The organism is Oceanimonas doudoroffii, from assembly GCF_002242685.1.
Lineage (GTDB): Bacteria > Pseudomonadota > Gammaproteobacteria > Enterobacterales > Aeromonadaceae > Oceanimonas > Oceanimonas doudoroffii.
In genome coordinates this window covers 1346344-1367772 of record NZ_NBIM01000001.1, presented here as the reverse complement: position 1 = coordinate 1367772, position 21429 = coordinate 1346344, and the positions used below count along the sequence as shown (strand labels likewise).

At 62.2% G+C, this 21429-nt stretch carries 24 protein-coding genes; 11 read left to right on the top strand and 13 right to left on the bottom strand.

The genetic code is table 11. The features are described from left to right. Positions 1 to 10 precede the first annotated feature (10 nt). A complete protein-coding gene (locus B6S08_RS06365; RefSeq protein ID WP_094199892.1) occupies positions 11 to 619 on the bottom strand; it encodes a DUF2726 domain-containing protein in 609 nt (202 codons plus the stop codon). 152 nt (positions 620 to 771) lie between these two features. Here B6S08_RS06365 and B6S08_RS06360 point away from each other — a divergent pair, with 152 nt between their 5' ends. The 4 genes from B6S08_RS06360 to rlmM are packed head-to-tail and all read left to right on the top strand — an operon-like array spanning position 772 to position 3755. Further along, positions 772 to 1683 (top strand): transcriptional regulator GcvA, encoded by a 912-nt coding sequence (locus tag B6S08_RS06360; protein ID WP_094199891.1) that lies wholly within the window; start codon positions 772 to 774, stop codon positions 1681 to 1683. Then, positions 1680 to 2291, top strand: a complete 612-nt coding sequence (locus B6S08_RS06355; protein WP_094199890.1) for an alpha/beta fold hydrolase — start codon at positions 1680 to 1682, stop codon at positions 2289 to 2291. Before B6S08_RS06360 ends, B6S08_RS06355 begins: the two co-directional genes overlap by 4 nt. Beyond that, positions 2281 to 2667, top strand: coding sequence for a DUF423 domain-containing protein (locus B6S08_RS06350; protein WP_094199889.1), 387 nt, complete (start codon positions 2281 to 2283; stop codon positions 2665 to 2667). Before B6S08_RS06355 ends, B6S08_RS06350 begins: the two co-directional genes overlap by 11 nt. Then, positions 2664 to 3755: a 23S rRNA (cytidine(2498)-2'-O)-methyltransferase RlmM gene (gene rlmM, locus B6S08_RS06345; RefSeq protein WP_094199888.1), complete on the top strand. Its 1092-nt coding sequence runs from the start codon at positions 2664 to 2666 to the stop codon at positions 3753 to 3755. Before B6S08_RS06350 ends, rlmM begins: the two co-directional genes overlap by 4 nt. A gap of 345 nt (positions 3756 to 4100) precedes the next feature. Here rlmM and B6S08_RS06340 read toward each other — a convergent pair whose 3' ends face one another. The 6 genes from B6S08_RS06340 to queF all read right to left on the bottom strand — a co-directional run bounded on the left by B6S08_RS06340 (position 4101) and on the right by queF (position 12075). Next, a complete protein-coding gene (locus B6S08_RS06340; protein ID WP_094199887.1) occupies positions 4101 to 5108 on the bottom strand; it encodes an isocitrate dehydrogenase in 1008 nt (335 codons plus the stop codon). A 91-nt stretch (positions 5109 to 5199) separates the two neighbouring features. Beyond that, the gene (gene xni / locus B6S08_RS06335; RefSeq protein ID WP_094199886.1) at positions 5200 to 5973 is read right to left on the bottom strand and encodes a flap endonuclease Xni; all 774 of its coding nucleotides are present in this window, start codon (positions 5971 to 5973) and stop codon (positions 5200 to 5202) included. A 1-nt stretch (position 5974) separates the two neighbouring features. Further along, positions 5975 to 7330 (bottom strand): nucleotide 5'-monophosphate nucleosidase PpnN, encoded by a 1356-nt coding sequence (ppnN, locus tag B6S08_RS06330; RefSeq protein ID WP_094199885.1) that lies wholly within the window; start codon positions 7328 to 7330, stop codon positions 5975 to 5977. Positions 7331 to 7358: 28 nt separating this feature from the next. Beyond that, a complete protein-coding gene (locus B6S08_RS06325; RefSeq protein ID WP_240919647.1) occupies positions 7359 to 8858 on the bottom strand; it encodes a GGDEF domain-containing protein in 1500 nt (499 codons plus the stop codon). Positions 8859 to 8894: 36 nt separating this feature from the next. Continuing rightward, positions 8895 to 11141, bottom strand: coding sequence for a tetratricopeptide repeat protein (locus B6S08_RS06320; RefSeq protein WP_094199884.1), 2247 nt, complete (start codon positions 11139 to 11141; stop codon positions 8895 to 8897). Positions 11142 to 11223: 82 nt separating this feature from the next. Then, positions 11224 to 12075, bottom strand: coding sequence for an NADPH-dependent 7-cyano-7-deazaguanine reductase QueF (gene queF / locus B6S08_RS06315; RefSeq protein WP_094199883.1), 852 nt, complete (start codon positions 12073 to 12075; stop codon positions 11224 to 11226). Positions 12076 to 12189: 114 nt separating this feature from the next. Between queF and B6S08_RS06310 the strand changes: the two genes are divergently transcribed. Then, the gene (locus B6S08_RS06310; protein ID WP_094199882.1) at positions 12190 to 12726 is read left to right on the top strand and encodes a SecY-interacting protein Syd; all 537 of its coding nucleotides are present in this window, start codon (positions 12190 to 12192) and stop codon (positions 12724 to 12726) included. Here B6S08_RS06310 and B6S08_RS06305 read toward each other — a convergent pair. The 5 genes from B6S08_RS06305 to B6S08_RS06285 form a co-directional block, all read right to left on the bottom strand. Continuing rightward, positions 12716 to 13489: a Zn-ribbon-containing protein gene (locus B6S08_RS06305; protein WP_094199881.1), complete on the bottom strand. Its 774-nt coding sequence runs from the start codon at positions 13487 to 13489 to the stop codon at positions 12716 to 12718. The two genes, B6S08_RS06310 and B6S08_RS06305, sit on opposite strands and share 11 nt — an antisense overlap. Beyond that, positions 13489 to 13770: a hypothetical protein gene (locus B6S08_RS06300; protein WP_094199880.1), complete on the bottom strand. Its 282-nt coding sequence runs from the start codon at positions 13768 to 13770 to the stop codon at positions 13489 to 13491. Before B6S08_RS06300 ends, B6S08_RS06305 begins: the two co-directional genes overlap by 1 nt. Before the next feature lie 14 nt (positions 13771 to 13784). Further along, complete coding sequence (locus B6S08_RS06295) at positions 13785 to 14012, bottom strand: DUF2789 domain-containing protein (protein ID WP_094199879.1); 228 nt, start codon at positions 14010 to 14012, stop codon at positions 13785 to 13787. 180 nt (positions 14013 to 14192) lie between these two features. Then, entirely contained in the window at positions 14193 to 14501 is a 309-nt protein-coding gene (locus B6S08_RS06290; protein ID WP_094199878.1) for a DUF3301 domain-containing protein, read from the bottom strand. Next, the gene (locus B6S08_RS06285; protein WP_094199877.1) at positions 14494 to 15528 is read right to left on the bottom strand and encodes a DUF3549 family protein; all 1035 of its coding nucleotides are present in this window, start codon (positions 15526 to 15528) and stop codon (positions 14494 to 14496) included. The genes B6S08_RS06290 and B6S08_RS06285 overlap by 8 nt, the downstream gene beginning before the upstream one ends. Positions 15529 to 15614: 86 nt before the next feature. Between B6S08_RS06285 and B6S08_RS06280 the strand changes: the two genes are divergently transcribed. Genes B6S08_RS06280 through B6S08_RS06265 form a run of 4 tightly spaced genes read left to right on the top strand, consistent with a single transcriptional unit; the run spans position 15615 to position 18094 of the window. After that, positions 15615 to 15950 (top strand): YqcC family protein, encoded by a 336-nt coding sequence (locus tag B6S08_RS06280; RefSeq protein WP_094199876.1) that lies wholly within the window; start codon positions 15615 to 15617, stop codon positions 15948 to 15950. Then, on the top strand, positions 15947 to 16720 hold the full coding sequence (gene truC / locus B6S08_RS06275) for a tRNA pseudouridine(65) synthase TruC (protein ID WP_094199875.1): 774 nt from the start codon (positions 15947 to 15949) through the stop codon (positions 16718 to 16720). Before B6S08_RS06280 ends, truC begins: the two co-directional genes overlap by 4 nt. A 4-nt stretch (positions 16721 to 16724) precedes the next feature. After that, positions 16725 to 17642: a glutaminase B gene (gene glsB / locus B6S08_RS06270; protein ID WP_370462309.1), complete on the top strand. Its 918-nt coding sequence runs from the start codon at positions 16725 to 16727 to the stop codon at positions 17640 to 17642. An 11-nt stretch (positions 17643 to 17653) separates the two neighbouring features. Next, positions 17654 to 18094, top strand: a complete 441-nt coding sequence (locus B6S08_RS06265; protein WP_094199873.1) for a flavodoxin — start codon at positions 17654 to 17656, stop codon at positions 18092 to 18094. A gap of 58 nt (positions 18095 to 18152) precedes the next feature. Here the strand turns inward: B6S08_RS06265 and B6S08_RS06260 are convergent, their stop codons facing one another. Beyond that, entirely contained in the window at positions 18153 to 18989 is an 837-nt protein-coding gene (locus B6S08_RS06260; RefSeq protein ID WP_094199872.1) for a CvfB family protein, read from the bottom strand. A gap of 212 nt (positions 18990 to 19201) precedes the next feature. On the opposite strand from B6S08_RS06260, the gene B6S08_RS06255 reads away from it, so the two are divergent. After that, positions 19202 to 21148: an SLC13 family permease gene (locus B6S08_RS06255; protein WP_245849820.1), complete on the top strand. Its 1947-nt coding sequence runs from the start codon at positions 19202 to 19204 to the stop codon at positions 21146 to 21148. A 14-nt stretch (positions 21149 to 21162) separates the two neighbouring features. Further along, complete coding sequence (locus tag B6S08_RS06250) at positions 21163 to 21429, top strand: DUF3081 domain-containing protein (protein WP_094199870.1); 267 nt, start codon at positions 21163 to 21165, stop codon at positions 21427 to 21429.

The window sequence follows — 21429 nt, the reverse complement described above, 5'->3', positions numbered from 1 at the left end:
ACGAGAGTCGCTATAACCGAAAGCGGGGTTCGTCGTCGTGGTCTTCGTCGGGCAGGCTCAGCACCGGCTCCTGGCGGCCGCCGCCGAGGGGCGGCGTCACCTCGGCGGGCCTGAGCAGGGATTGCAGCTCGTCACGTAACTCGGCGGGCGTGGGCCAGCCCTTGGGGGACAGGTGCACCACCGGCAGGCCGGTGTCTTCAATGCGGGCCAGCAGGGCATGACGATGGCGGCCGTCGGCCTGGCTCAGGCTGTCGTCCATCAGGGCCACCACCAGGCGCACGCGCAGATCGTCGGGGGAGCACAGCACGAAATCCAGCTTTTCCCCGTAGATGTCCTGCCAGGCCCTTTCCCGGTGGGCCTTGCCAAGCTCGGGTGCCAGCTCCAGCACTTCTGTCATGGGCACCGAGGGAAACACCCGCAGTCGGTCGGCGGATGCCTGCTCCAGCAGTTTCAGGGCGGTGGCGGCTTCGGGAGTAAACATCAGTTTTTGCACATACCTTTTGCCCGGCCTGCCGCGCCAGATGCGGCGCAGCAGGCTGAATAGAACAAGCAATACCAACAGGGTGACCAGGCCAAACACCAGCCAGTCGAGCAGGGAAACGGGCAACATATCGATCATCGGGAAGCAATCCGGAGCGAAGGGAATAACGGGTTGTCATGCAGTTTACTCAGCCTGTGCAGGAAAATGAACTGTTCGCCGTCGGTCGCCGCTGGCATGCGCCGGCTCGGGCCCCTATAATCCACAGCCATTAACCGCAGCCAGAGGTTTGCATGTCCCGGCGATTACCCCCGCTTAATGCGCTCAAGGCCTTTGAGGCCGCCGCCCGCAACCTGAGTTTTACTCGGGCGGCGGAAGAACTGTTTGTCACACAGGCGGCCATCAGTCACCAGATCAAGGGGCTGGAAGAGTTTCTGGGGATCAAGCTGTTTCGCCGGCGCAATCGCTCGTTGCTGCTGACCGAGGAAGGGCAGAGCTACTTTCTGGAGATAAAGGATATCTTCACCGCCATCTCCGATGCCACCGAGCGACTGCTGGCGCGCAGCGCCAAGGGCGCACTGACCGTCAGCCTGCAGCCGAGCTTTGCCATTCAGTGGCTGGTGCCCCGGCTGGTGCGTTTCAGTGAGGCGCACCCGGACATTGACGTGCGCATCAAGGCGGTGGATCTGGACGAAGGCTCGCTCACCGATGACGTGGATGTGGCCATCTATTACGGCAAGGGCAGCTGGCCCGGGCTGCGTGCCGACAAGCTGCACGCGGAATACCTGATTCCGGTATGTTCGCCCATGCTGCTGATGGGCACCCGGCCGCTGAAGGTCCCAGAGGATCTGACCCGTCATACCCTGCTGCACGACACCTCTCGGCGCGACTGGAAGGCCTGGTTCAAACAGCTTGACATTCAGGCGGCCAACGTTAACCAGGGGCCGATTTTCAGCCATTCCTCCATGGTGATTCAGGCCGCCATTCACGGCCAGGGCGTGGCGCTTGGCCACAGTGTGTTGACCCAGCCGGAAATCGACGCCGGCCGGCTGGTATGCCCCTTTGAACAGGTGCTGATGTCGAAAAACGCCTATTACCTGGTGAGTCACGAGTCCCAGGCCGGCCTTGGCAAGATCGCCGCCTTTCGCGAGTGGATGCTGGCCTTGTTAGAGCAGGAACAAAAACAGAAGACCATGAACCCATGAAGATACTGAAAAACGGCCCCGACGGCGCTGCCAGTCGAGTGCTGCTGGCCCACGGTGCCGGCGCCGGCATGGAGCACGCCGTGATGCAGGCCCTGGCCGAGGGCCTGGCCTGCGAGGACATTCAGGTACTGCGCTTTGAATTCCCCTATATGCAGAAGACCCGGGCCGACGGTCGCCGCCGGCCGCCGGATCGCGAACCCGTGCTGCTGGACTGCTGGCGGCAACTGGCCGGTGAGTTCGCTCATCCCAGGTTGTTTCTGGCGGGCAAGTCCATGGGCGGGCGCATGGCCTCGCTGGTGGCCGATGAGCTGGCTCCGGCCGGCCTGCTGCTGCTGGGCTTTCCCTTTCATCCGCCGGGCAAGCCGGACCGCTTTCGCGGCCAGCACCTGGCCACCATAGGCACGCCCACCCTGTTGCTGCAGGGCGAGCGGGATACCTTTGGCAACCGCGAGGCGGTGGCGGAGTATGATCTGGCCGATACCGTCATTACCCACTGGGTGACCGACGGCGATCATGGCTTCAAGCCGCGCAAGGCGTCAGGCGCCACCCTTGAGAGCAACCTGGCGGGAGTGATTGAGCGCATGAGGCACTTTATTCATGAGCATTAATCTCGCCTTTTATGGCGCGGCGCTGTTTGGCCTGACCGGCACCGCCCTCGGTGCCTACGGCGCCCATGGCCTGGCGGCCGGAGGCACGGCACCGGCGCTGGTGGCGGCCTTCAATACCGGGGTGCAGTACCAGTTTCTGCATGCCCTGGCACTGCTGTTGCTGGCGGTGATGTTGAAGCGGCGTGTCACGGCGGCGCTGAACGCCGCCGTCGTCTTTTTTGTGCTGGGCATACTGATGTTCAGTGGCAGTATTTATGCCCTGGTGCTGTTTGGCGCCAGGGGAATTGGTTTTGTGACTCCCCTGGGGGGAGTGAGTTTGATGGTGGGCTGGCTGTGCCTGTTGCTGGCCGGTCGCATCTGGTTGAGGTCTGAATGAAACAGTTGTTGATATATTGCCGTCCCGGATTTGAAAAAGAGGCGGCGGCCGAAATTCAGGACCGGGCCGGGCAGATGGGCTGCCCCGGCTTTGCCCGTGCCAAGGACGACAGCGGCTATGTGGTGTATGAGTGCTTTCAGCCGGAAGACGGCGATTTACTGGCGCGCAAGCTGCCGTTCCGCGAGCTGATCTTTGCCCGCCAGATGCTGGTGGTGTGGGCCGAGCTGGCCGACTTGCCCCTGGACGATCGCATCAGTCCGCTGCTGGACGCCGCCGAAGGCATGCCCCTGTGCGGTGATATTCGAGTGGAAACCGCCGATACCAACGACGGCAAGGAGTTGTCCCGCTTCTGCCGCAAGTTTACCGTGCCGGCACGTCAGGCCCTGCGTGGCAAAGGGGTGCTGACCCGGGCCGAGGCCCGCAACCGGCCCACCCTGCACCTGTTTTTTACCGCCAACAACCGAGTGATGCTGGGCTATTCCTATTCCTACAACCAGTCGCCCTTTCACATGGGCATTCCCCGGTTGCGCTTTCCCGCCGACGCGCCCAGCCGCTCCAGCCTCAAGCTGGAAGAAGCCTTTCACGTGTTTATTCCTCGGGAAGAGTGGGATACCCGGCTCACCTCTGGCCTGCGTGGCGTGGATCTGGGCGCCGCCCCCGGTGGCTGGACCTATCAACTGGTGGCCCGAGGCATGATGGTGGCGGCCATCGACAACGGCCCCATGGCCCAGAGCCTGATGGACACCGGTCAGGTCAAGCACTACCGGGAAGATGGCTTCAAGTGGCGACCCAGCCGCAAGAACGTGTACTGGCTGGTGTGCGACATGGTGGACAAGCCGGCCCGAGTGGTGGCGCTGATGGCCGACTGGCTGCTGGAGGAAGACTGTCAGGAAGCCATTTTCAACCTCAAGCTGCCGATGAAAAAGCGTTACGCCGAGGCGGTGTACAACCTGCAGCAGTTGCAGGAAAAACTCGATCAGCTGGGCGGCTTTCAGATCCAGGCCAAGCAGCTTTATCACGATCGGGAAGAGATCACCGTGCATGTGTGCCAGCCGCGCAAGGTGGCCAAACTCGAGGCCAAAGCCTGACCCTTCGGGGAGCTGTCAGCCGTAAGCTTTCAGCTGTAAGTGGCGCGGCCTGTCGGCGCCACTTTAGTTGGCGCATACCGGCGTCGCCGGTCATCCAGGCCTGCTTTCCAGCAACACGAAGGCGGCGGTGGTACTGTTTTCCTTCGAAGAACGAGAAGTCAGCGTAGGTTGCCGATGAGCATCGCGAATCGCAACATGAAGGCGCCTGCGGAATGTTGGAACTCGCTTCGCTCATTCCAACCTACGCGGCCGCTACCAGCCTTACTAAACCACGTATAAAAAACGGCGCTGTTTTCACAGCGCCGTTTTACTTCCGGCTTTCAGCTTCTCGCTTCCAGCTGGTATTCAGAGGTTGGCGATAATGGCGTCGGTAAATTCCGTGGTGCTGGCGTTGCCGCCCAGATCCCGAGTGACCGTCTTGCCATCGGCAATGGTCTTGCGCACCGCATTGCGAATTTGCGCCGCCTTGTCGGCCATGCCCAGATGCTCCAGCATCTGAATGGAGGCCAGGATCACCGAGCAGGGGTTGGCGATGTTCTGGCCGGCGATATCGGGCGCAGAGCCGTGCACCGCCTCGAAAATGGCCACATCCTTGCCGATGTTGGCGCCGGGGGCCATGCCCAGACCACCCACCAGACCGGCACACAGATCCGACAAAATGTCGCCGAACAGGTTGGTGGTTACGATGACGTCAAAGCGTTCGGGGTACATCACCAGGTTCATGCAGGCGGCATCCACGATCATCTCGGCGGTTTCGATGTCCGGGTAGCGCTTTGACACTTCCCGGGCCACTTCCAGAAACAGTCCGGAGGTCGACTTGAGGATGTTGGCCTTGTGCACCACGGTGACCTTTTTCCGGCCTTCGTTGCGCGCCAGCTCATAGGCGAAGTTGACGATGCGCTCGGCCCCTTCGCGAGTGATGATGCTCATGGCCTCGGCGCTGCTGTTGTCTTCGGTGCGCTTCTGGCCGGCGCCCGAATACATGCCTTCGGTGTTTTCCCGAATGGTAATGATGTCGATGTTTTCAAAGCGGCTCTTGGTGCCCTCAAACGACACCACGGGGCGCACGTTGGCGTAGAGGTTGAACAGCTTGCGCAGGGACACGTTGATCGAGGTGAAACCACCGCCTACCGGCGTGGTGAGAGGACCCTTGAGGGTGATTTTATTTCCGGCGATAAGGTCGAGGGTGGCTTGGGGAAGAAGCTCGCCGTGTTTTTCCAGGGCGGTCAGGCCGGCGTCGGCGTAGTCGTAGTGAAAGTCACAACCTGCGTGATCCAGAATACGCAGGGCGGCATCGATAATGCTGGGACCGATGCCGTCCCCCGGGATCACGGTAATACTGCGTTTATTCATGGGGCAGCTTCCGTTGTCAGTGGTCGAGTTATATTGTATTTTGCAGCCACTTTATAACATTTTATACCTATTTTGCCTATGGCTCTTTGGTCTAATAGTGATATCTAAGTTGCTGTAAATTTACCCCCAGCTCAATATCATCCACCAGTTTGACCAGTTGACGTGCCATCAGTGCCTCATTTTTGTGCGTCTGCACGTTATTTTGTTCTTTGGACTGGCCGGGGCTGGCGAGCAGGGTATCCAGATCACCGAACTGGTGCAGCAGCGCTTGTGCCCGCTTGGGGCCAATTCCGGGGACGCCCCGAATACCGCTGCCGGACACTCCGGTCAGCGCCCAGTAATCCACCAGCTGGCCAGGTTCGAGCCCGAATTTTTGCCGCACATGCGCCTCATCGAGCCAGCGCTGGCCAAAGTGATCCCACAGCCGAATGCCAGGACTCAGCAACTGGCAGAAGCCCTTGTCGGTAGACACTATGGTGCTGTGGCCGCCGTGTCGCGACAGCCGGCGGGCCAGGGTGGCGACCAGGTCGTCCGCCTCTTCGTTGTCCGATAACAGGGCGTCCACTCCCTGGCGCAGCAGGGCTCGTTGCAGTTCGCCCAGGTGGCCCGCAAGGGCTTCGGGCATGGGCGAACGGTTGGCCTTGTAGTCGGGGTGAAGGCGGTGGCGAAAGCCCGTCGGGGCACCGTCGAACACCGCCACCACATGGCTGGGCCGAAAGCGGGCCAGCAGCTTGCCGGTGGCCTGCAGCAGGACGGCCTCGGTGGCCGCCAGCTGAGCGGCCGGTTGTTCATGCTGGCCCTGCTGGACGGCGTGCAGCCGGCGGATCAGGTTCAGGGCATCGAGGATCAGCAGCTGCACGGCCATCTCAGCGATTGATGCGATAGCAGGGCACGTAGGCGGAGCCGGGCAGCTTCATGCGCTGCTGCTCCACAAACTGGCGCAGCAGCTTGTCCATCATTTTCATCAGCCGGGGATCGCCGTTGATCAGGAAAGGCCCCTTTTTCTCAATGGCGCGCAGGCCGCTTTCCTTGACGTTGCCCGCTACGATGCCGGAAAAGGCCCGGCGCAGGTTGGCGGCCAGCTGCTGAGGCGCCTGATCCCAGTGCAGGTTGAGGTTGGCCATGCCGTCGTGATCGGGTTCAAAGGGCAGCTGAAACTCGGGCTCAATCTTGAGCGACCAGTTAAAGGAATAGGCGTCGCCCACCGACTTGCGGTAGTCCCGCACCAGCGGCATGGCGGTTTTCATGCGACGGGCCACCTCGGCCGGATCATCAATGATGATTTGGTACAGCGACTGGGCTTCCGGCCCCAGGGTATTGCCGATGAAGTCGTCGACGCTGCGAAAGTAACTGGCGCTTTCCTTGGGGCCGGTCAATACGATGGGCACCGGCTGATTACGGTTTTCCGGGTGCATCATGATGCCCAGAATGTAGAGGATCTCTTCCGCGGTGCCCACGCCGCCGGGGAACACGATAATGCCGTGACCCAGGCGCACAAAGGCTTCCAGGCGCTTTTCGATATCCGGCAGTATCACCAGCTCATTGACGATGGGGTTGGGCGGCTCGGCGGCGATGATTGAAGGCTCGGTCAGGCCCACGTAACGACTGCCGGTAATGCGCTGTTTGGCATGGCCCACGGCGGCACCCTTCATCGGACCTTCCATGGCGCCAGGACCGCAGCCGGTGCAGATGTTGAGCTCGCGCAGCCCCAGTTCGTTGCCCACTTCCCGCGTGTATTGGTACTCCGACGGGCTGATGGAATGACCGCCCCAGCACACCACCAGGCTGGGATCTTCGCCCGGGTTAATGGCCCGGGCATGGCGCAGAATGGAAAACACCAGATCGGTGATATGGGTGGACGCGGTCAGGTTCAGTTGAGGATTGGCCTGCAGGTGGCTGTTGACGTAAATGATGTCGCGCAGCACCGAAAACAGGTGATCCTGAATGCTGCGAATGATTTCGCCGTCCACGAAGGCGTGCTCGGGCGGATTGAACAGCTCCAGCTTGATGCCGCGCTCGCGGCGGATTACGTTGATGTCGAAATTCTTGTAGCGCTCCAGAATTTCCTTGGAGCTGTCGGTCTGGCTGCCCGAGTTGAGCACCGCCAGCGCACAGTTGCGGAACAGCTGGTACAGGTTGCCCGAAGCGGACTGCTTGAGGCGATCGACTTCGATTTGCGACAGCAGGTTCATGCTGCCGACCGGATTGATATGGGTAATCATCGGGTATCCCTAATATGATGACGACAATTCAGTCGATGATAAGCCGGTTGCGCCCCGCGTGTTTGGCCTGATAGAGGGCCTGATCGGCGCGCTCCATGGCGGAGGTGGTGCTGTCGCCTGCCTGCAGCAGGGTGGCGCCGATAGATATGGTGATGGTAACCCGCTCATCCTTGAAACGAAAAGGGATGCTCTCTATCTTTTTGCGCAATTGCTCCAGTGGCCGGGACACCAGCCCGGGGTCCACATTGAGCATCAGCACCACAAACTCCTCACCACCAAAGCGGGCCACAAAGTCGGTTTCCCGCAAGTTTTCGCGAATGGTACGGGCAATCACCCGCAGGGCCTTGTCACCGGCGAGGTGACCGAAGTTGTCGTTGATGTCCTTGAAATGGTCGATATCGAGCAAAACGATGGCCAGGGGGTCGCCGTGGCGCAGCCAGCGACGATATTCCGACTCCAGCCGCTCATTGAGGGCGGTGCGGTTGTAGATTTGGGTCAGGTGGTCAATCAGCAGCTTCTGGTTCTGGCTGGTGAGCCGGTGGCGATACTCTGCGGCTTCGTGCTGCATGCTGTGCAGCCGGGTCTCCACCTCGTTCAGCCGTTGCAGCAGGGCCTGCTCCCGCTCCTGCAACTGTTCGTGGTGGCTGAGCAACTGGGTGATGCTGTGCACCCGTTCGGCAATTTCCTCGCGCAGCCGCGAGTTGTCTGCCCGGCCCAGGCTCTCACCCATGGCCTTCAGCTCGCCGGCCAGGCTGCGATCGTCCCGGGCCCGGTCGCTGGCCAGATTGCGGCCTTCAATCACCGAGGCGGAAAAGTGGCTCTGCATGTCTTCCAGGCTGTCGTTGAGCCGGGCCAGAAAACGGGTGGAGTGTTGCCGCTCGCTGCGGCAACCTTCTATGACCAGTTCAATCAGGCGCAGGCAAAGATCCGCCAGCACGGTATTTTCGGGTTGCCTCAGCAGGCGCTGCTGAATGCTGCTGATTTCCTCGCCCGAGGTGCCGTTGTAGTCCAGCTCGTCGATAAGCTGCAACAGCCGCTGGCATAAATCGGCACGAAACTGGCGTTGCTGCCGGGCTTCGCGCATCGCCAGCTCCAGGCTCTGCTGGTAGCACTCAAACAGCGGCCCGAGGTGGTGCAGGCCGCCGGCGTCCGGGGTTTCCAGCTCAGGCAGCAGGCTTTGCAGCCGTGCCGGCACCTGCGGCAGACGGCTCAGGCATTGGGCCGCCTGCAGCATCTGCTCGTTGAGCACCTGTTGCAGGCGGCCCGATTGCTGGTGATAGCGCCTCAGCCTGGCCAGGTGTTGCTGCAGGCCAGCCAGAAGTTGCGTCAGCTCGGGCGGGCGTGGTCCCCCCTGTTCCTGACTGCCCTGACCCTGAAAGAGTTTATGCCACTGTACCAGCAGGCCGCGCCCGTCCTGGTCGCTGTCCGTCTGCTCCGGGAGCGCCTCCAGTGCCTCGACCATGTTTCCCAGTCCGGCTATTACGGCGGTCAGCTCCTGCAGCATCATTCGTTCGTTCAGCTTGTTCATTTATCACCATTGAGGTCTGCCGGTGCCGCAACACCCTTAGCCTTGAGTGGGCAGGGGCGGCATCAGCGCCTGCCAGTCTATTTGTTGCTTCTTGTGCGAGCTGTTTACCTTGACCAATCCCTTCATTATACCCTGAATGCAACAGAGTCGAACGTCTCCATTGAAAAAGGCCGCCTGCTGGCAGTCAACCGCCACCAGCTCCACCCACGCCGGCTCATTGCTGACCTGAGTCAGCTGGTGGGCGGCGGCCATCGCCAGGTAGAGAATGTCGCCCAGCTTCATGTCGTCCAGGGCATGGGGGGACTTGGGCAGGAAGGGATGTCCGATAATGCCGGTAGCCAGGCGGCGATCCAGTTCGAACGAGCAGGGAAATTCCGCAAACATGCGGGCCAGGGCGCTCAGGGTCTGTTGCAGATCCGCTACCTCTTTCTGGGGGATCACATAGATAAACTCACCGTCGCGCAGGTCATACAGCCGGGCGCGGGGGTGAATGCGGCCGCGCAGGTAATCGCCAAGCTGGCGCTGAATTTCGGTGGCGTGGCTCAGGCCGGTTTTTTCCCGCAAATCCACCATAAACGGCACCTGCAGCAGCAGGTAGTAAATCTTGTCGTCAAAGGGGCGGTACTCTTCGTTGAGATACCACTGTTCCGAACGCAGTTGCTGACGGGCCATCTCCTGGGGCAAGCGCTGCATCAGTTGGCGCCAGTTCGGCAGGCCGGTGCCGGGCTCCACCATCAGCGCTTGTTGCAGCTCCTGATTCTGTTGCAGCAGGCGGCGGTTGCGTACCAGGTTGCGCAGCATGCCGTAGAGCAGCAGTGGCAGCAGCAGGCTGAGTCCGGCGGCGAGCAGGGCAAAGCGTTCCCTGTCCTGCAGCAGCCGTTCGCTGCGCCGGCCCAGCTCGGTCAACTCTCGCTCCTGTTGCAGTTGCTGATCGTTGTTTTGCACCAGGCTCTGGGTTAGCAGCCGGTTGACGGTGGTGGCCTGTTTGAAGAAGGCATGCAGGGCCTTCTGGTGGCGCAGCGCCTCGGTCATGTTGCCGCTGGTTTCAAACAGCTGGGCCAGCAGCCGGTGGCTTTCCATCAGCCGCAACACATCTTCCTGCTGCTCGGCCAGCTGGCGGGCCCGCTCCAGCCGCACCAGCGCCAGGCCGAACTCCTGTTGGGTCAGGTGCAGCCGGCCCAGCTGCAGCAGCACGTCGACCTGGCTGGGCAGATCCCGGCTGCGCTCAAAGCCGCGGCGGGCCTTGTCGAGGTAATACTGGGCATCGTTCAGGCTGCCCAGCTGCAGGTAGGACTGGCCGATTTCCAGATAGAGCCGGGTTTGCTGCTCTACGTCGTCCTGAATCTTGACCAGCTCCAGGGCATTGAAGAAATACACCAGCGCCAGGTTGGCATCTTCACCGGAGCGGGTTACTCGGCCCAGGTTAACCAGTGAGCTTATCAGCAACGGACTGTTGCCCAGCTGCTCGAATTCGGTGGTGGACTGATTGGCGTATTGCAGCGCCTTGTCGTGTTGCCCCAGGGCGGCGTAGATGGCGGCGGCCTTTTTGGCGGCCAGGGCCTTGAGGTAGAACTGGCGTCGGCCCTTGAGCAACTCCAGTGATTCCACGAAATGGGACAGGGCCAGCTCGTCCTGCTGCAGCTGCAGGTAATATTCGCCAAGCAGAAAATTGGCCCAGGCCTGGCGCGGGTTGTCGCTCTGTTGCATGGCCTGCAGTCGCACCTGCTCAAAGGTCTGGCGGGCCTCATCAAACTGTTGCTGACGCAGCAGCACCGCCGCCTGCAACAGTTGCTGATCGCCCCGCAGTCCGTGAGCAGCCGGCAGGGGGACCTGCCCGGCCTCTTGCAGCAGTCGTTCGGCCTGCTCCGGTTGCTGGCGTGCCAGCGCCAGCTTGGCCTTGATCAGCAGGCTGGCGACCAGGGCCTCATGCTGACGGTGCTGGCGAGCCAGGGAGATGGCGTGATTGATGCTGGCATCGGCGGGCAGCAACAGGCCTTCGTTGGCCTGACACAGGGCCTGCAGCTGCCAGGCGGTAAAGGTCTGCCCCCGCGTACGGTACTGTTTGGCCTGCTCGAGCCGGTCCGGCTCCTGGCGAGAATTGAACATGGCGCCGGGGCTGGCTTCCCGGCGTTGCAGAAAATGGCGGGTAAAGGCCACACACTCATTGGGCCGGCTCAGCATCAGCTGCCGGGCCCGCTGCAGTTCGGCGGGCTCGGGTTGATAAGTGGACAGAGGGGGCGCACCCGCCAGGTGCGACACCAGAACGGCGACAGACAGAATCACAAATAAGCCATACCAAAAATGCTAGCCGGTAGGGCAGTTTACGAACCTCGCCGGTCCGCGTCCAGCCTCAAGGTGGCCCGGGTTACTGACGCAGCAGGCGCACATTGGCGGCCTTGCCGGCCACATTGCTGCGGTAGGGGTTGATGTCGAGGCCGCCCCGGCGGGTATAACGGGCGTAGACGGTCAGCTCCTCGGGCCGGCAATGCTGCATCAAATCCATGAAAATGCGCTCTACGCACTGCTCGTGAAACTCATTGTGCTGGCGAAAACCCACCAGGTAGCGCAACAGGGCGTCCTGGTGAATGCGCGGGCCCTGATAGCGGATCATCACGCTGCCCCAGTCGGGCTGGCCGGTCACCAGGCAGTTGGACTTGAGCAGGTGGGAGTGCAGGGTTTCGCTGACGATGTCGGCGTCGGTGGCATTGGCCAGCAGGTCGGCGTCGGGCTGGTAACGGTCGATATCGATGTCGAGCTGATCGATGCAGTGGCCGGGCAGGCGGCCAAACTGGGCGGGGGCGTATTGCAGTTCATAGAGGCTGACGCTGACCCGGCCCTGGGCGCAGGCCGAGAGATCCCGGGTCAGGGTTTCCTCGACCGCCGCCAGGCTTTCAAAGCGGCTTTGATTGAAGCTGTTGAGATAGAGCTTGAATGACTTGGACTCAATCAGGTTAGTGCTGTTGGCGGGCACCCGTACCTCGCCCATGGCCACCATCGGCTTGCCCCGGGCATTCAACCAGGACAGCTCGTACAGGTTCCACAGATCTTCGCCGGAAAAGGGCAGGGCAGTGGCATCCAGGCCCAGATCGTCCCGGTTCAGGCTGCGGGGTACCGCCTGCAGCTGAGACGGATCATATTCGCTGACATAGTCGCTGTGTTTGCCCAGGGGCAGCTCGGCGAGGGCGGGGCTCTGTTGGTATTTCTGCTCTGGTGTCATTTGAAGTTCCGGTTGGTAAAATGAAACAGGCCGGCGACATGGCCTTCGCCATAGGCGATTGGAACCATCTCGGTATTATTCGTTGTTTACATTTCCGTATTGTGAGGCTTTGCCATGGAGAATCAAGAGGTGCCAGCACTGGCCGCCCTGTTTGAGCAGTATCGCCGGTGTTATGGCCAGCCCCTGGCCGAGCATGATGCCGCCGAGCCGTCCCCGGCCGAGCTGCTGCCGGCCCACGGCGGCCGGGTGGCCTGGCGCCCTTTCTTACGCCCCGAGCCGGGCAGCTTTGACAACCTGGGCCATGCCCTGGAGATGCCGGTGCACGCCTCGCTGACGGGGTTGTTCGGCCATTATTACGCCGGGCATTTACCCCTGTGTTACAAGGGACTGTTTGTGACCCTGCTGCAACCCTGGAATTCGGCCGACTTTGAGCGGCTGCAGCAAAACCAGATTGGCCATCAGCTGATGCAGCGCAAGCTGGGGCTGCCGGCCACCTGGTTTATCGCCACCTGCCGGGACGAGCACCGACTGGTGACCCTGGACAACGCCAGCGGCGCCGTGTTGCTGGAGCGCCTTGGCAAGGGGGCGATTGGTGAGCTGGCGCCGGATCTGGCCACCTTTCTGCACCGGGCCGAGCCGGTCAGTCTTTGAAATCCCAGGACAGGTTGGACACCAGCCGGCAGGGCTCGCAGAAAAAGTCGAAAATATCGTGCAGCGGGGCGTCGAGGCGCCAGTCACCGCCACAGCCAGGGCAAGGGCGGGCCTGCTCCGCCGCCAGACTGTCGCCGCCCACCCGGTACAGATAGTAAAAGGTCGGCACCTTGGTCAGGTATTCGATACGCTTGGCCAGATCCCGGCCACGACTGCTGAGCAGGCTGGAGGCGGTGGAAAGCTCCTGTACCGCACCATGCTCGAGAATGGAGCCGTTCATCTGCAGCTGATCGCAGGCCTCCCAGTCCTCCTGCCATTTCACCACCTGCTTGAAGTCGCCGTTGGCCACCGGCGGAATGCGATAGAGGGGAATGGGGGCAAAGTGCTCGCCGCAGCGCAGCGGTGAGCAGGTATGCAGGTAGCTGGTATAGAGCACCTGCCACTCGGGCTGGTGGGCTTCGTCTGTGGTGTCGGAGTTGAGATCCGGCCCGCGCGGGTTCACCTTGGGGCTGGTGAGCCCGGCCTGATGCAGCCGCTCCACCGCCAGCTCCACCTGGCGGCTGTGATGGCGCGGGTGCAGGCTGTCGGCTTCCGGGCACACCACTCGGCTGGTGAGCCAACCCTGATGAATAACGGTGGGAAACTCCCGGCCGATGATCTGGCCGTTGTAACGCAGGGCATCCAGCAGCTGGCGCACCGCCTGTTCGGCCTCGGCCAGCCCGGTGTCCTGGTAGCAGTCAAACTGAAGTTCACAAACCCACATCAGGCACCGGGCTCCTCTAACCGCGCCAGCCGGGCTTCCAGTAGGCGCACCTTTTCTTCCAGCGCCGCCAGGCGATCCTCCGTCGGCGAGGTGGCTGGGGCCGGGGTCGGTGCGGCTACCTCGGCCGGCAGCGATTCCGGCGACTGGCGATAGCGGTTCACCAGGCTGATCAGCTCGGCCATGTTGACCGGGCCCGACAGCCGCGCCCGCACCGTGGCGGTGGTAATGGCCTTGCCGTCGGCGGCAAGGCGATGAATGGCATCAATAATGTCCTGAGACATGAAAACTCCGTTGGTTATCTCAGACTGGCGTTGAGCTGATCGATCACCTCGGCCCAGTCCGAATCTTCCTGCAGTCCTTCCTTCAGAAAACTGGCCTGGGCATGGCTCCAGAATGGCGCCTCGACCAGCTCCACTTCGGGTGGCAGTCGGTGATTATGCAAAAAGTGCTCTATGCCTTTGTGGCTGGCATCCAGTCCCAGTTGTTCAAACAGTTCGCTGAACGGGTGAACAATATGCTCCATGTTGACCTCCTGTTTTTGCGGTAAGCCATCAGCCGTAAGTGGCGTTGTTTGAAAGATAGTCGCTGGCCCCGAACCTTGTCACTCCGGCGCAGGCCGGCGGCCATCTCACCAGGAACGCCACATTAGCAGTCACCAAGCGGAATCTTCAATCAACACCACGTTAAGCCGACCACTTAACGCTTATAGCTCCTCAAAGGGGCCCGGCGGCTCTCGCAGCACCGGCACCGAGACCTCCACCACCCGCAGGCCGGCAAGCCAGAGCTCGCCCTCGTTATGCTGCACGCCGTCGTGGCTGAATTCAAAACGAAAATGGGCCAGTAACCGGCCCTTACGCCAGCAAAAACGGTAGCGGTAAATGCTCAGCAACTGAAACTGCTGGCGCTTGCAATAGTGTTGCAGCCAGCGGCCGGCAAACTCGCTTTGGCGGCGCAGTTGCCAGACCCCGGCGCCCAGCAGAAACAGCGCCAGCAGCCCGAGCAGCTCAGCCACGGGCGGCGCTAAACAGGCTGCCCAGGGCCTGTTTGAGCGGGGCGGGCAGCTCGGGGTTGTGCAGGTTGGCCAGGATCAGCGGACGCAGCGCCGGCACCGACACCAGCTCGGCAAACAGGCCGTTGAATAGCTCGCCGTGCTGCTCTGCCAGCAGGGTCAGGTATTGCAGCAGCAGGGTTTCATCGGTCAGCTCCTGCCACAGCCGGGCCGCCAGGGTCAGCATCAGGGTGGGGCCCGGATTCAGGCTCATCAGGCTGGCCAGCTTGACGCTGCGCTCGCGAAAGGGGGGGCAGCCGGCGGTGGCGCGCAGCAGCAGGCCAATGCGCTCTTCATCGGGGCCGGCGCGCTCCTGCTCACCGTTAATGGCTTCAATCATGGTTTTGGCCAGGGCCTGGGGCAGGGGGTGGTGTTCGCACTGGGCCAGCAGCGCCTGCTGCACCGGTGCCGGCAGTTGCCACAGTCGCTGCTGCACTCGTTTGGTCAGCGTGGCATCGGTGTCGAGCCGGGCGGCCACGTCCGCCAGCCCTTGCAGGCCCAGCCGTTGCCAGTCGTGGGTATCGGGGCTGTCCAGGTAGTCGAGCACGCCCTGGTAAAAGGCCGAGGGCGCATGGCCCAGGCTCAGGCTGAGGCGGGCATGAAAGGCGGCCAGCTTGTCCTGGGGCGGCTGAAAGGTAAAGGGCGTATCGGCCAGCCGTTGTTGCTGCTCCTCGGTCAGCGGCGCATGAATGTCACCACCGAGCTGTTCCACCAGCGCCGACAGGAAATGCTTGACCGCGGCGTTGTTGAACAGGCCGCGCTCGTCCAGGGGAATTTTAAGGAACCACACATAGGGCTGGCCACCCTGTTGCTGCCAGTAACACACCGCCAGCCAGGCGTGGCGCTGCAGCGGCCAGGGGTAGGGGCGGCGGCCGGCCTCGATGGCAGCAAAATCGTCCTGCGCCAGGGGCTGCAGGCGCCGGCCCAGATCGAACAGGCGAAAGTCAGTGCCGGCCTGGGTCAAAAAGTCGCTGAGTGTGTCTATGTGCATGGGCTCCTCCTGTCTTGAGGGCGAATTATAGGGAGTCGGCGGCCGGGATGGTATAGTAGCGGGCCGTTTTACTCGGAGTTTGCTCAATGACCGCCGACATTTCCCGCCTGCTGCTCGACATTGAACAGGAGCTGAAAACCCTTGGCTGGTGGGACAGCGAGCCCCCCTCTGCGGCCGCACTGGCCAGTACCCAGCCATTTTGCATCGACACCCTTAGCCTGCCTCAGTGGCTGCAGTTTGTGCTGCTGCCGCGGTTGCGAGCCATGCTGGCGGCGGGCAGTCCGCTGCCCGGCCGCATTGCCGTCTATCCCGTGGCGGTGGAGAGCTTCAAGGGGGTGAATGCAGATGCGAGTGCATTGAACGAGGCCATCGCCCGCCTGGATGAAGCCCTGAGCGGCCGGCCGGTGGTGCGTGAGTCATGAGCATTGAACTGGTGTACGAAGACGACTGGCTGGTGGCGGTCAACAAGGAGCCCGGCCTGCTGGTGCACCGCAGCTGGCTCGACCGCCATGAAACCCGCTTTGCCATGCAACTGACCCGGGACGCCGTGGGCTGCCACGTGTTTCCGGTGCACCGGCTGGACCGGCCCACCTCCGGCCTGCTGCTGTTCGGCAAAAGCGCCGAGGTGGCCCGCAGCCTGACCGACGCCTTTGGCGAGCGCCGGGTGAACAAAACCTACCTGGCGCTGGTACGGGGTTACCTCGAAGGCGAGGGCCGGCTCGACTATGCCCTGACCCGGGAGCTCGACGACATTGCCGACAAGTTCGCCGATGCCGACAAGCCGCCCCAGGAGGCCATTACCCGCTGGCAGGAGCTGGCTCGGGTAGAGTTGCCCTTCGCGGTGTCGAAAAAGCATGCCACCAGTCGCTACAGCCTGGTGCGACTCAGTCCGGAAACCGGTCGCAAGCACCAGCTGCGCCGGCATATGGCCCACCTGCGCCACCCCATCGTGGGCGATACCAGCCACGGCGACGGCCGTCACAACCGCTTTTTTCGCGAGCAGTACCAGTGCGACCGGCTGATGCTGCACGCCGCCCGGCTGCAATTGACGCATCCGGTGACCGGCATGCCACTGCGGCTTGACGCGCCGCTGGACACAACCTGGCGTTCGCTTATTTGTGAATTTGGTTGGGAAAGGGCGCTCGCCGCGAGCAGGGAGAGCGAGGTAGAATCCGCGCTTTCAGCGGGTTAGGCGTATCGTGACACTTCAACCTTTACTCGACCGGATTGACGCTCAGGCCCGTGCATTTTTTGGCCAGGGCAAGGTAGCCGATTACATTCCCGCGTTGGCACAGGTGCCCGCCCGGCGCTTTGGCATGGCCATCTGTACCCTGGATGGCGAGCTGTATTGCAGTGGTGATGCCGAGGAGCCATTTTCCATTCAGAGCATCTCCAAGGCCTTTGCCCTGGCCATGGCGCAGCAGCGTTATGGCGACGAACTGTGGCAACGGGTAGGAAAGGAGCCATCTGGCAATGCTTTCAATTCTCTGGTACAGCTGGAATTCGAGCAGGGCATTCCACGCAACCCCTTTATCAATGCCGGCGCCCTGGTGGTGGTGGACGCACTTAGCTCCCGGCTGTCGGCACCGGTGCATGCGTTTCTGGAGGCGATGCGGCTAAGGGCCGGCAATACGGGCATACGCATCGATCACAAGGTCACCAACTCCGAATACGAGCACCGCTTTCGCAATGCGGCCATGGCCAACCTGATGAAGAGCTTTGGTAATTTCCACAATGAGGTGGACGAGGTGCTGAGGGCCTACTTCAGCTACTGCGCCCTGTCCATGAACTGCGTGGATCTGGCCCGCGCCTTCAGCTTTCTCGCCAACGGCGGACGCTGCGTGATGACGGGTGAGCAGTGGCTGCCCCGGCTGCAGACACAGCAACTCAATGCCCTGCTGTTTACCTCGGGGCTGTATGATGCGGCCGGAGACTTTGCCTACCGGGTGGGCATGCCGGCCAAGTCCGGTGTGGGGGGCGGCATAGTGGCGGTGGTGCCGGGACGCTTTACGGTGTGCGTCTGGTCGCCGGAGCTGAATGGTTATGGTAATTCGGTGGCGGGGATCTGGGCGCTGGAGGAGCTGTCCCGAGCCCTGGACTTACGACTTTTCTGACAGGAGGAAGTATGGCAACAGTGGATATTATTATTGGCACCGTTTACGGCTCGGCCGTGCTGGTGGCGGAAACCCTGAAAGAAGAACTGGTCAAGGCGGGGCACGGCGTGACCCTGCATGAAGATGCGGAGCTGGCGGATCTGGATCCGTCTCATTTCTGGCTGTTTGTCACCTCCACCACCGGTCAGGGGGACATTCCGCCCAACCTGGTGCCGCTGTTTGAGACACTGCGCGAAGCCTGCCCGCCTATCCCCGCGGTGCGTTATGCCCTGGTGGCCCTGGGCGACAGCAGCTACGAGGACTTCTGTGGTGCCGGCAAAAAGCTTGATGAACAGCTGCAGGAACTGCAGGCGCAGGCGGTGACCGACCGCCTGTTGGTGGATGCCACCGAAACCCTGGAGCCGGAAGTGCCGGCGTTGGCCTGGCTCAAGGGTTGGATGGACAGGATTTAAAACCGGGGTACCGCCTTGCGGCAGGAGGTGGGCATGGCCGCCCACACTCCTTTCCTCATCACTTCTCAGCCGACAGCCGGATTTCGTCCGCTTCAATGACAATTTTGCCCTGCTTGTAGAGGCCGCCAATGGCTTTTTTGAAGGTGCCCTTGCTGATGCCGAACTGGCGGTAAATGGTATCGGGATCGGTCTTGTCGCTCACCGCCAGCCGGCCACCGGCGGCTTCCAGCCGGGCCAGCACCTTGTCCGCCGCCTCGTCGGTCTTGCCCGGGCCGGGTTTGAACAGGGTCAGATCCAGCTTGCCGTCGTCCCGTACCTGCTTGATGTAGCCGCGCAGGCTCTTGCCCATCGGCAGTCGCTCGGGCAGCTCCGATTTGAACAGCTGCCCCCAGTATTGGCCATCCACCACCGCCTTGAGCCCCAGGGGAGTGCCGGCCACGATCAGCAGGTCGACCTCGTCGCCGGCACGATAGCGGGGCAGCTCCTTGCTCAGGAAGGGCTCCAGTTTGCTGGTGGCCACCATACGACCCTCGTGATCCAGCGACAGCCGCACCACATAATGCCGGCCCACCTGCATGGGCTGGGCCTGATTGCGGGCGGGCACGAAAATATCCTTCTTCATGCCCCAGTCGAGAAAGGCCCCCAGGCGGTTGACCGTAACCACCTTGAGTGAGGCGAACTGGTTCACCCTGGCCTTGGGGCGGCTGGTGGTGACAACCGGCTCCAGATCCGCATCCAGATAGACAAATACCTCCACGCCGGCGCCGGGCCGGCAGCCGGCGGGCAGCTGGCTCTTGGGCAGAAACAGCTCGCCGAAGTCGCCGCCGTCCAGCCAGCCGCCCTTGTCGTCGAGCCGCAGCAGGGGCAGGGAGTTGTTGTCGCCAAGCTTGATCATGGAGGTCACCGTCGTCGTCAAAAAGGGCGATCTTAGCCTGCCCGCACCACAAACACCACGACGATGGCGGCCGGTTGCCGGTAAATTCGTTTTACGCCTTTATATTCAAGGTATTATCATTTTTCTGTTGTCAGCAGCCGGGGAATGACTGCTACACTCGGGCAAAATCTGTCGGTGTTCCGGCCCCTGCTGGCGGGGTGGTTCCGGTCGCCATGGCGGCACAGGATGTGCCCATTTCAGGAGCGGAAATCATGGAGCAGGCGCAGATCACCATTCTCGTCATACTGGTCGCCACCGTGGGCATGTTTTTGTGGGGGCGCTGGCGACACGACATGGTGGCCGCCGGCGCCCTGCTGGCCTGTATTCTCGCCGGCCTGGTGCCCGCCGAACAGGCCTTTGAAGGACTGGCGCACCCGGCGGTGATCACCGTGGCCTGCGTGCTGGTGCTGAGCAAGGGGCTGCAGAGTTCTGGGGCGGTCGACGTGCTGGCGCGCACGTTGCTGCCCAGCCAGTCCGGCACCGTGCTGGCCATGGTGGCCCTGACCGGACTGGGGGCGGTGCTGTCGGCCTTTATGAACAACGTGGGGGCGCTGGCGCTGCTGATGCCGGTGGCGCTGCAGATGGCCCGACGGCAGCAGTTGCCACCGGGGCGCATTCTGATGCCGCTGGCCTTTGGCACCATACTGGGGGGCATGACCACCCTTATCGGTACCCCGCCCAACCTGATCGTATCGGGCTTTCGCCAGGCCAGCGGTGCCGATGGTTTTGGCATGTTTGACTACACCCCGGTGGGACTGGCGGTGGCGGCCCTGGGTGTGGCCTTTGTGGCCCTGGTGGGCTGGCGACTGGTGCCCGAGCGCAAGCAGGCGGGCATGGAAGGCTTTGAGTCCGGCGCCTACATTACCGAGGCCAGGGTGCCGGCGGGCTGCAAGGCCGAAGGGCTTACCCTGCGGGAGCTGGAGCTGGCGCTGGTGGAAGCCGATGCTCAGGTGCTGGGGCTGGTGCGAAACGAGGTACGGGTGATGACGCCCAGCCCGCGCCGGCGCACTCGGGCCGGCGACATTCTGATGCTGGAGGCGGAAGCCGATACCCTGTCCCATGCCCTGTCGAGTTTGGGGCTCAAGCTGGAAGAAGCCCAGGCCACCAAGGAAGAGCGGCAAAAGGAAAAAGAAAAGGAAGAAAAAGAGAAGGAAAAAGACAAGGGCAATGCCGATCCCGAAGGCGCCGCCGAGCAGGACGATGAAGCCAGGGCCAAAAAGGACAAGAAAGAGAAAAAGGACAAGCCCGAGGTTGACGGCTATGACGAGGTGGTGCTGATGGAGCTGGTGATCCTGCCCAGCTCGGAGCTGCTGGGCCGCACCGCTCGGGGCATTCAGCTGCGCACCCGGTTTGGTGTGAACCTGCTGGCGGTATCCCGCCAGGGGCAGCGTTCCTTCAAGCGGTTGCGGGCGCTGGCCTTTCGCGCCGGCGATCTGCTGCTGATGCAGGGCACGCCCGAGCTGATTGCCGAGTTTGCCTCCAGCACCGGCTGTGTGCCCCTGGCGGAGCGGGAGCTGCGTATTCCCGACAAGAAGAAGGCGCTGACCGCCGCCGGCATTATGGCGGCCTCGGTCACGGTGGCGGCCCTGGGCTGGTTGCCGGCGGCGGTGGCTTTTGCCGCCGGGGTACTGGCGTCCATGGTGTTTCGCACCGTGCCGCCGCGCTCGGTATACAACGCCGTGGACTGGCCGGTGGTGGTGTTGCTGGGGGCGCTGATCCCGGTGGCGGACGTCATGGAATCGACGGGAACGGCGCGCCTGCTGGCGGGACTGCTGCTCGACGGCATTGCCCAGGGCAGTGCCCTGGTGGCCCTGGTGCTGATCCTGGTGGTGACCATGACGCTGTCGGATTTGATGAACAACGCGGCCACGGCGGCGGTGATGTGTCCCATTGCGCTCGGGGCCGCCAACCAGCTGGCGGTGAGTGCGGATCCCTTTCTGATGGCGGTGGCCATCGGCGGCTCCTGTGCCTTTCTGACCCCCATCGGCCACCAGAACAATACGCTGATCCTGGGTCCGGGCGGCTTTAGATTCGGGGATTACTGGCGGCTGGGGCTGCCACTGGAGCTGCTGGTGGTGGCGATCAGCGTGCCCATGCTGTTGTGGATTTGGCCGCTTTAAATGAGGAGAAACAGATGCAGAACGAACTGGATAATCGCGTGATCCTGGAAGTGTTCGACAAGATTCGCCGTTTTGGCGAGCCCTATGAAGACGGGCACATGCTGGAAGGCATAGTGGCCACCAGCGATTTTGACGGTTACAGCGTGGTGCTGTCGGGCAGTGGAGTGACCTTACAGCTCAACTTCCATCAGAGCTATCACTTCGAGTATGACAGTGCGACCCTCAAGGAGCAGTTCATGTCAAAGGTTGACTACATTCATCGCCACTTCAACGAGTCCTGA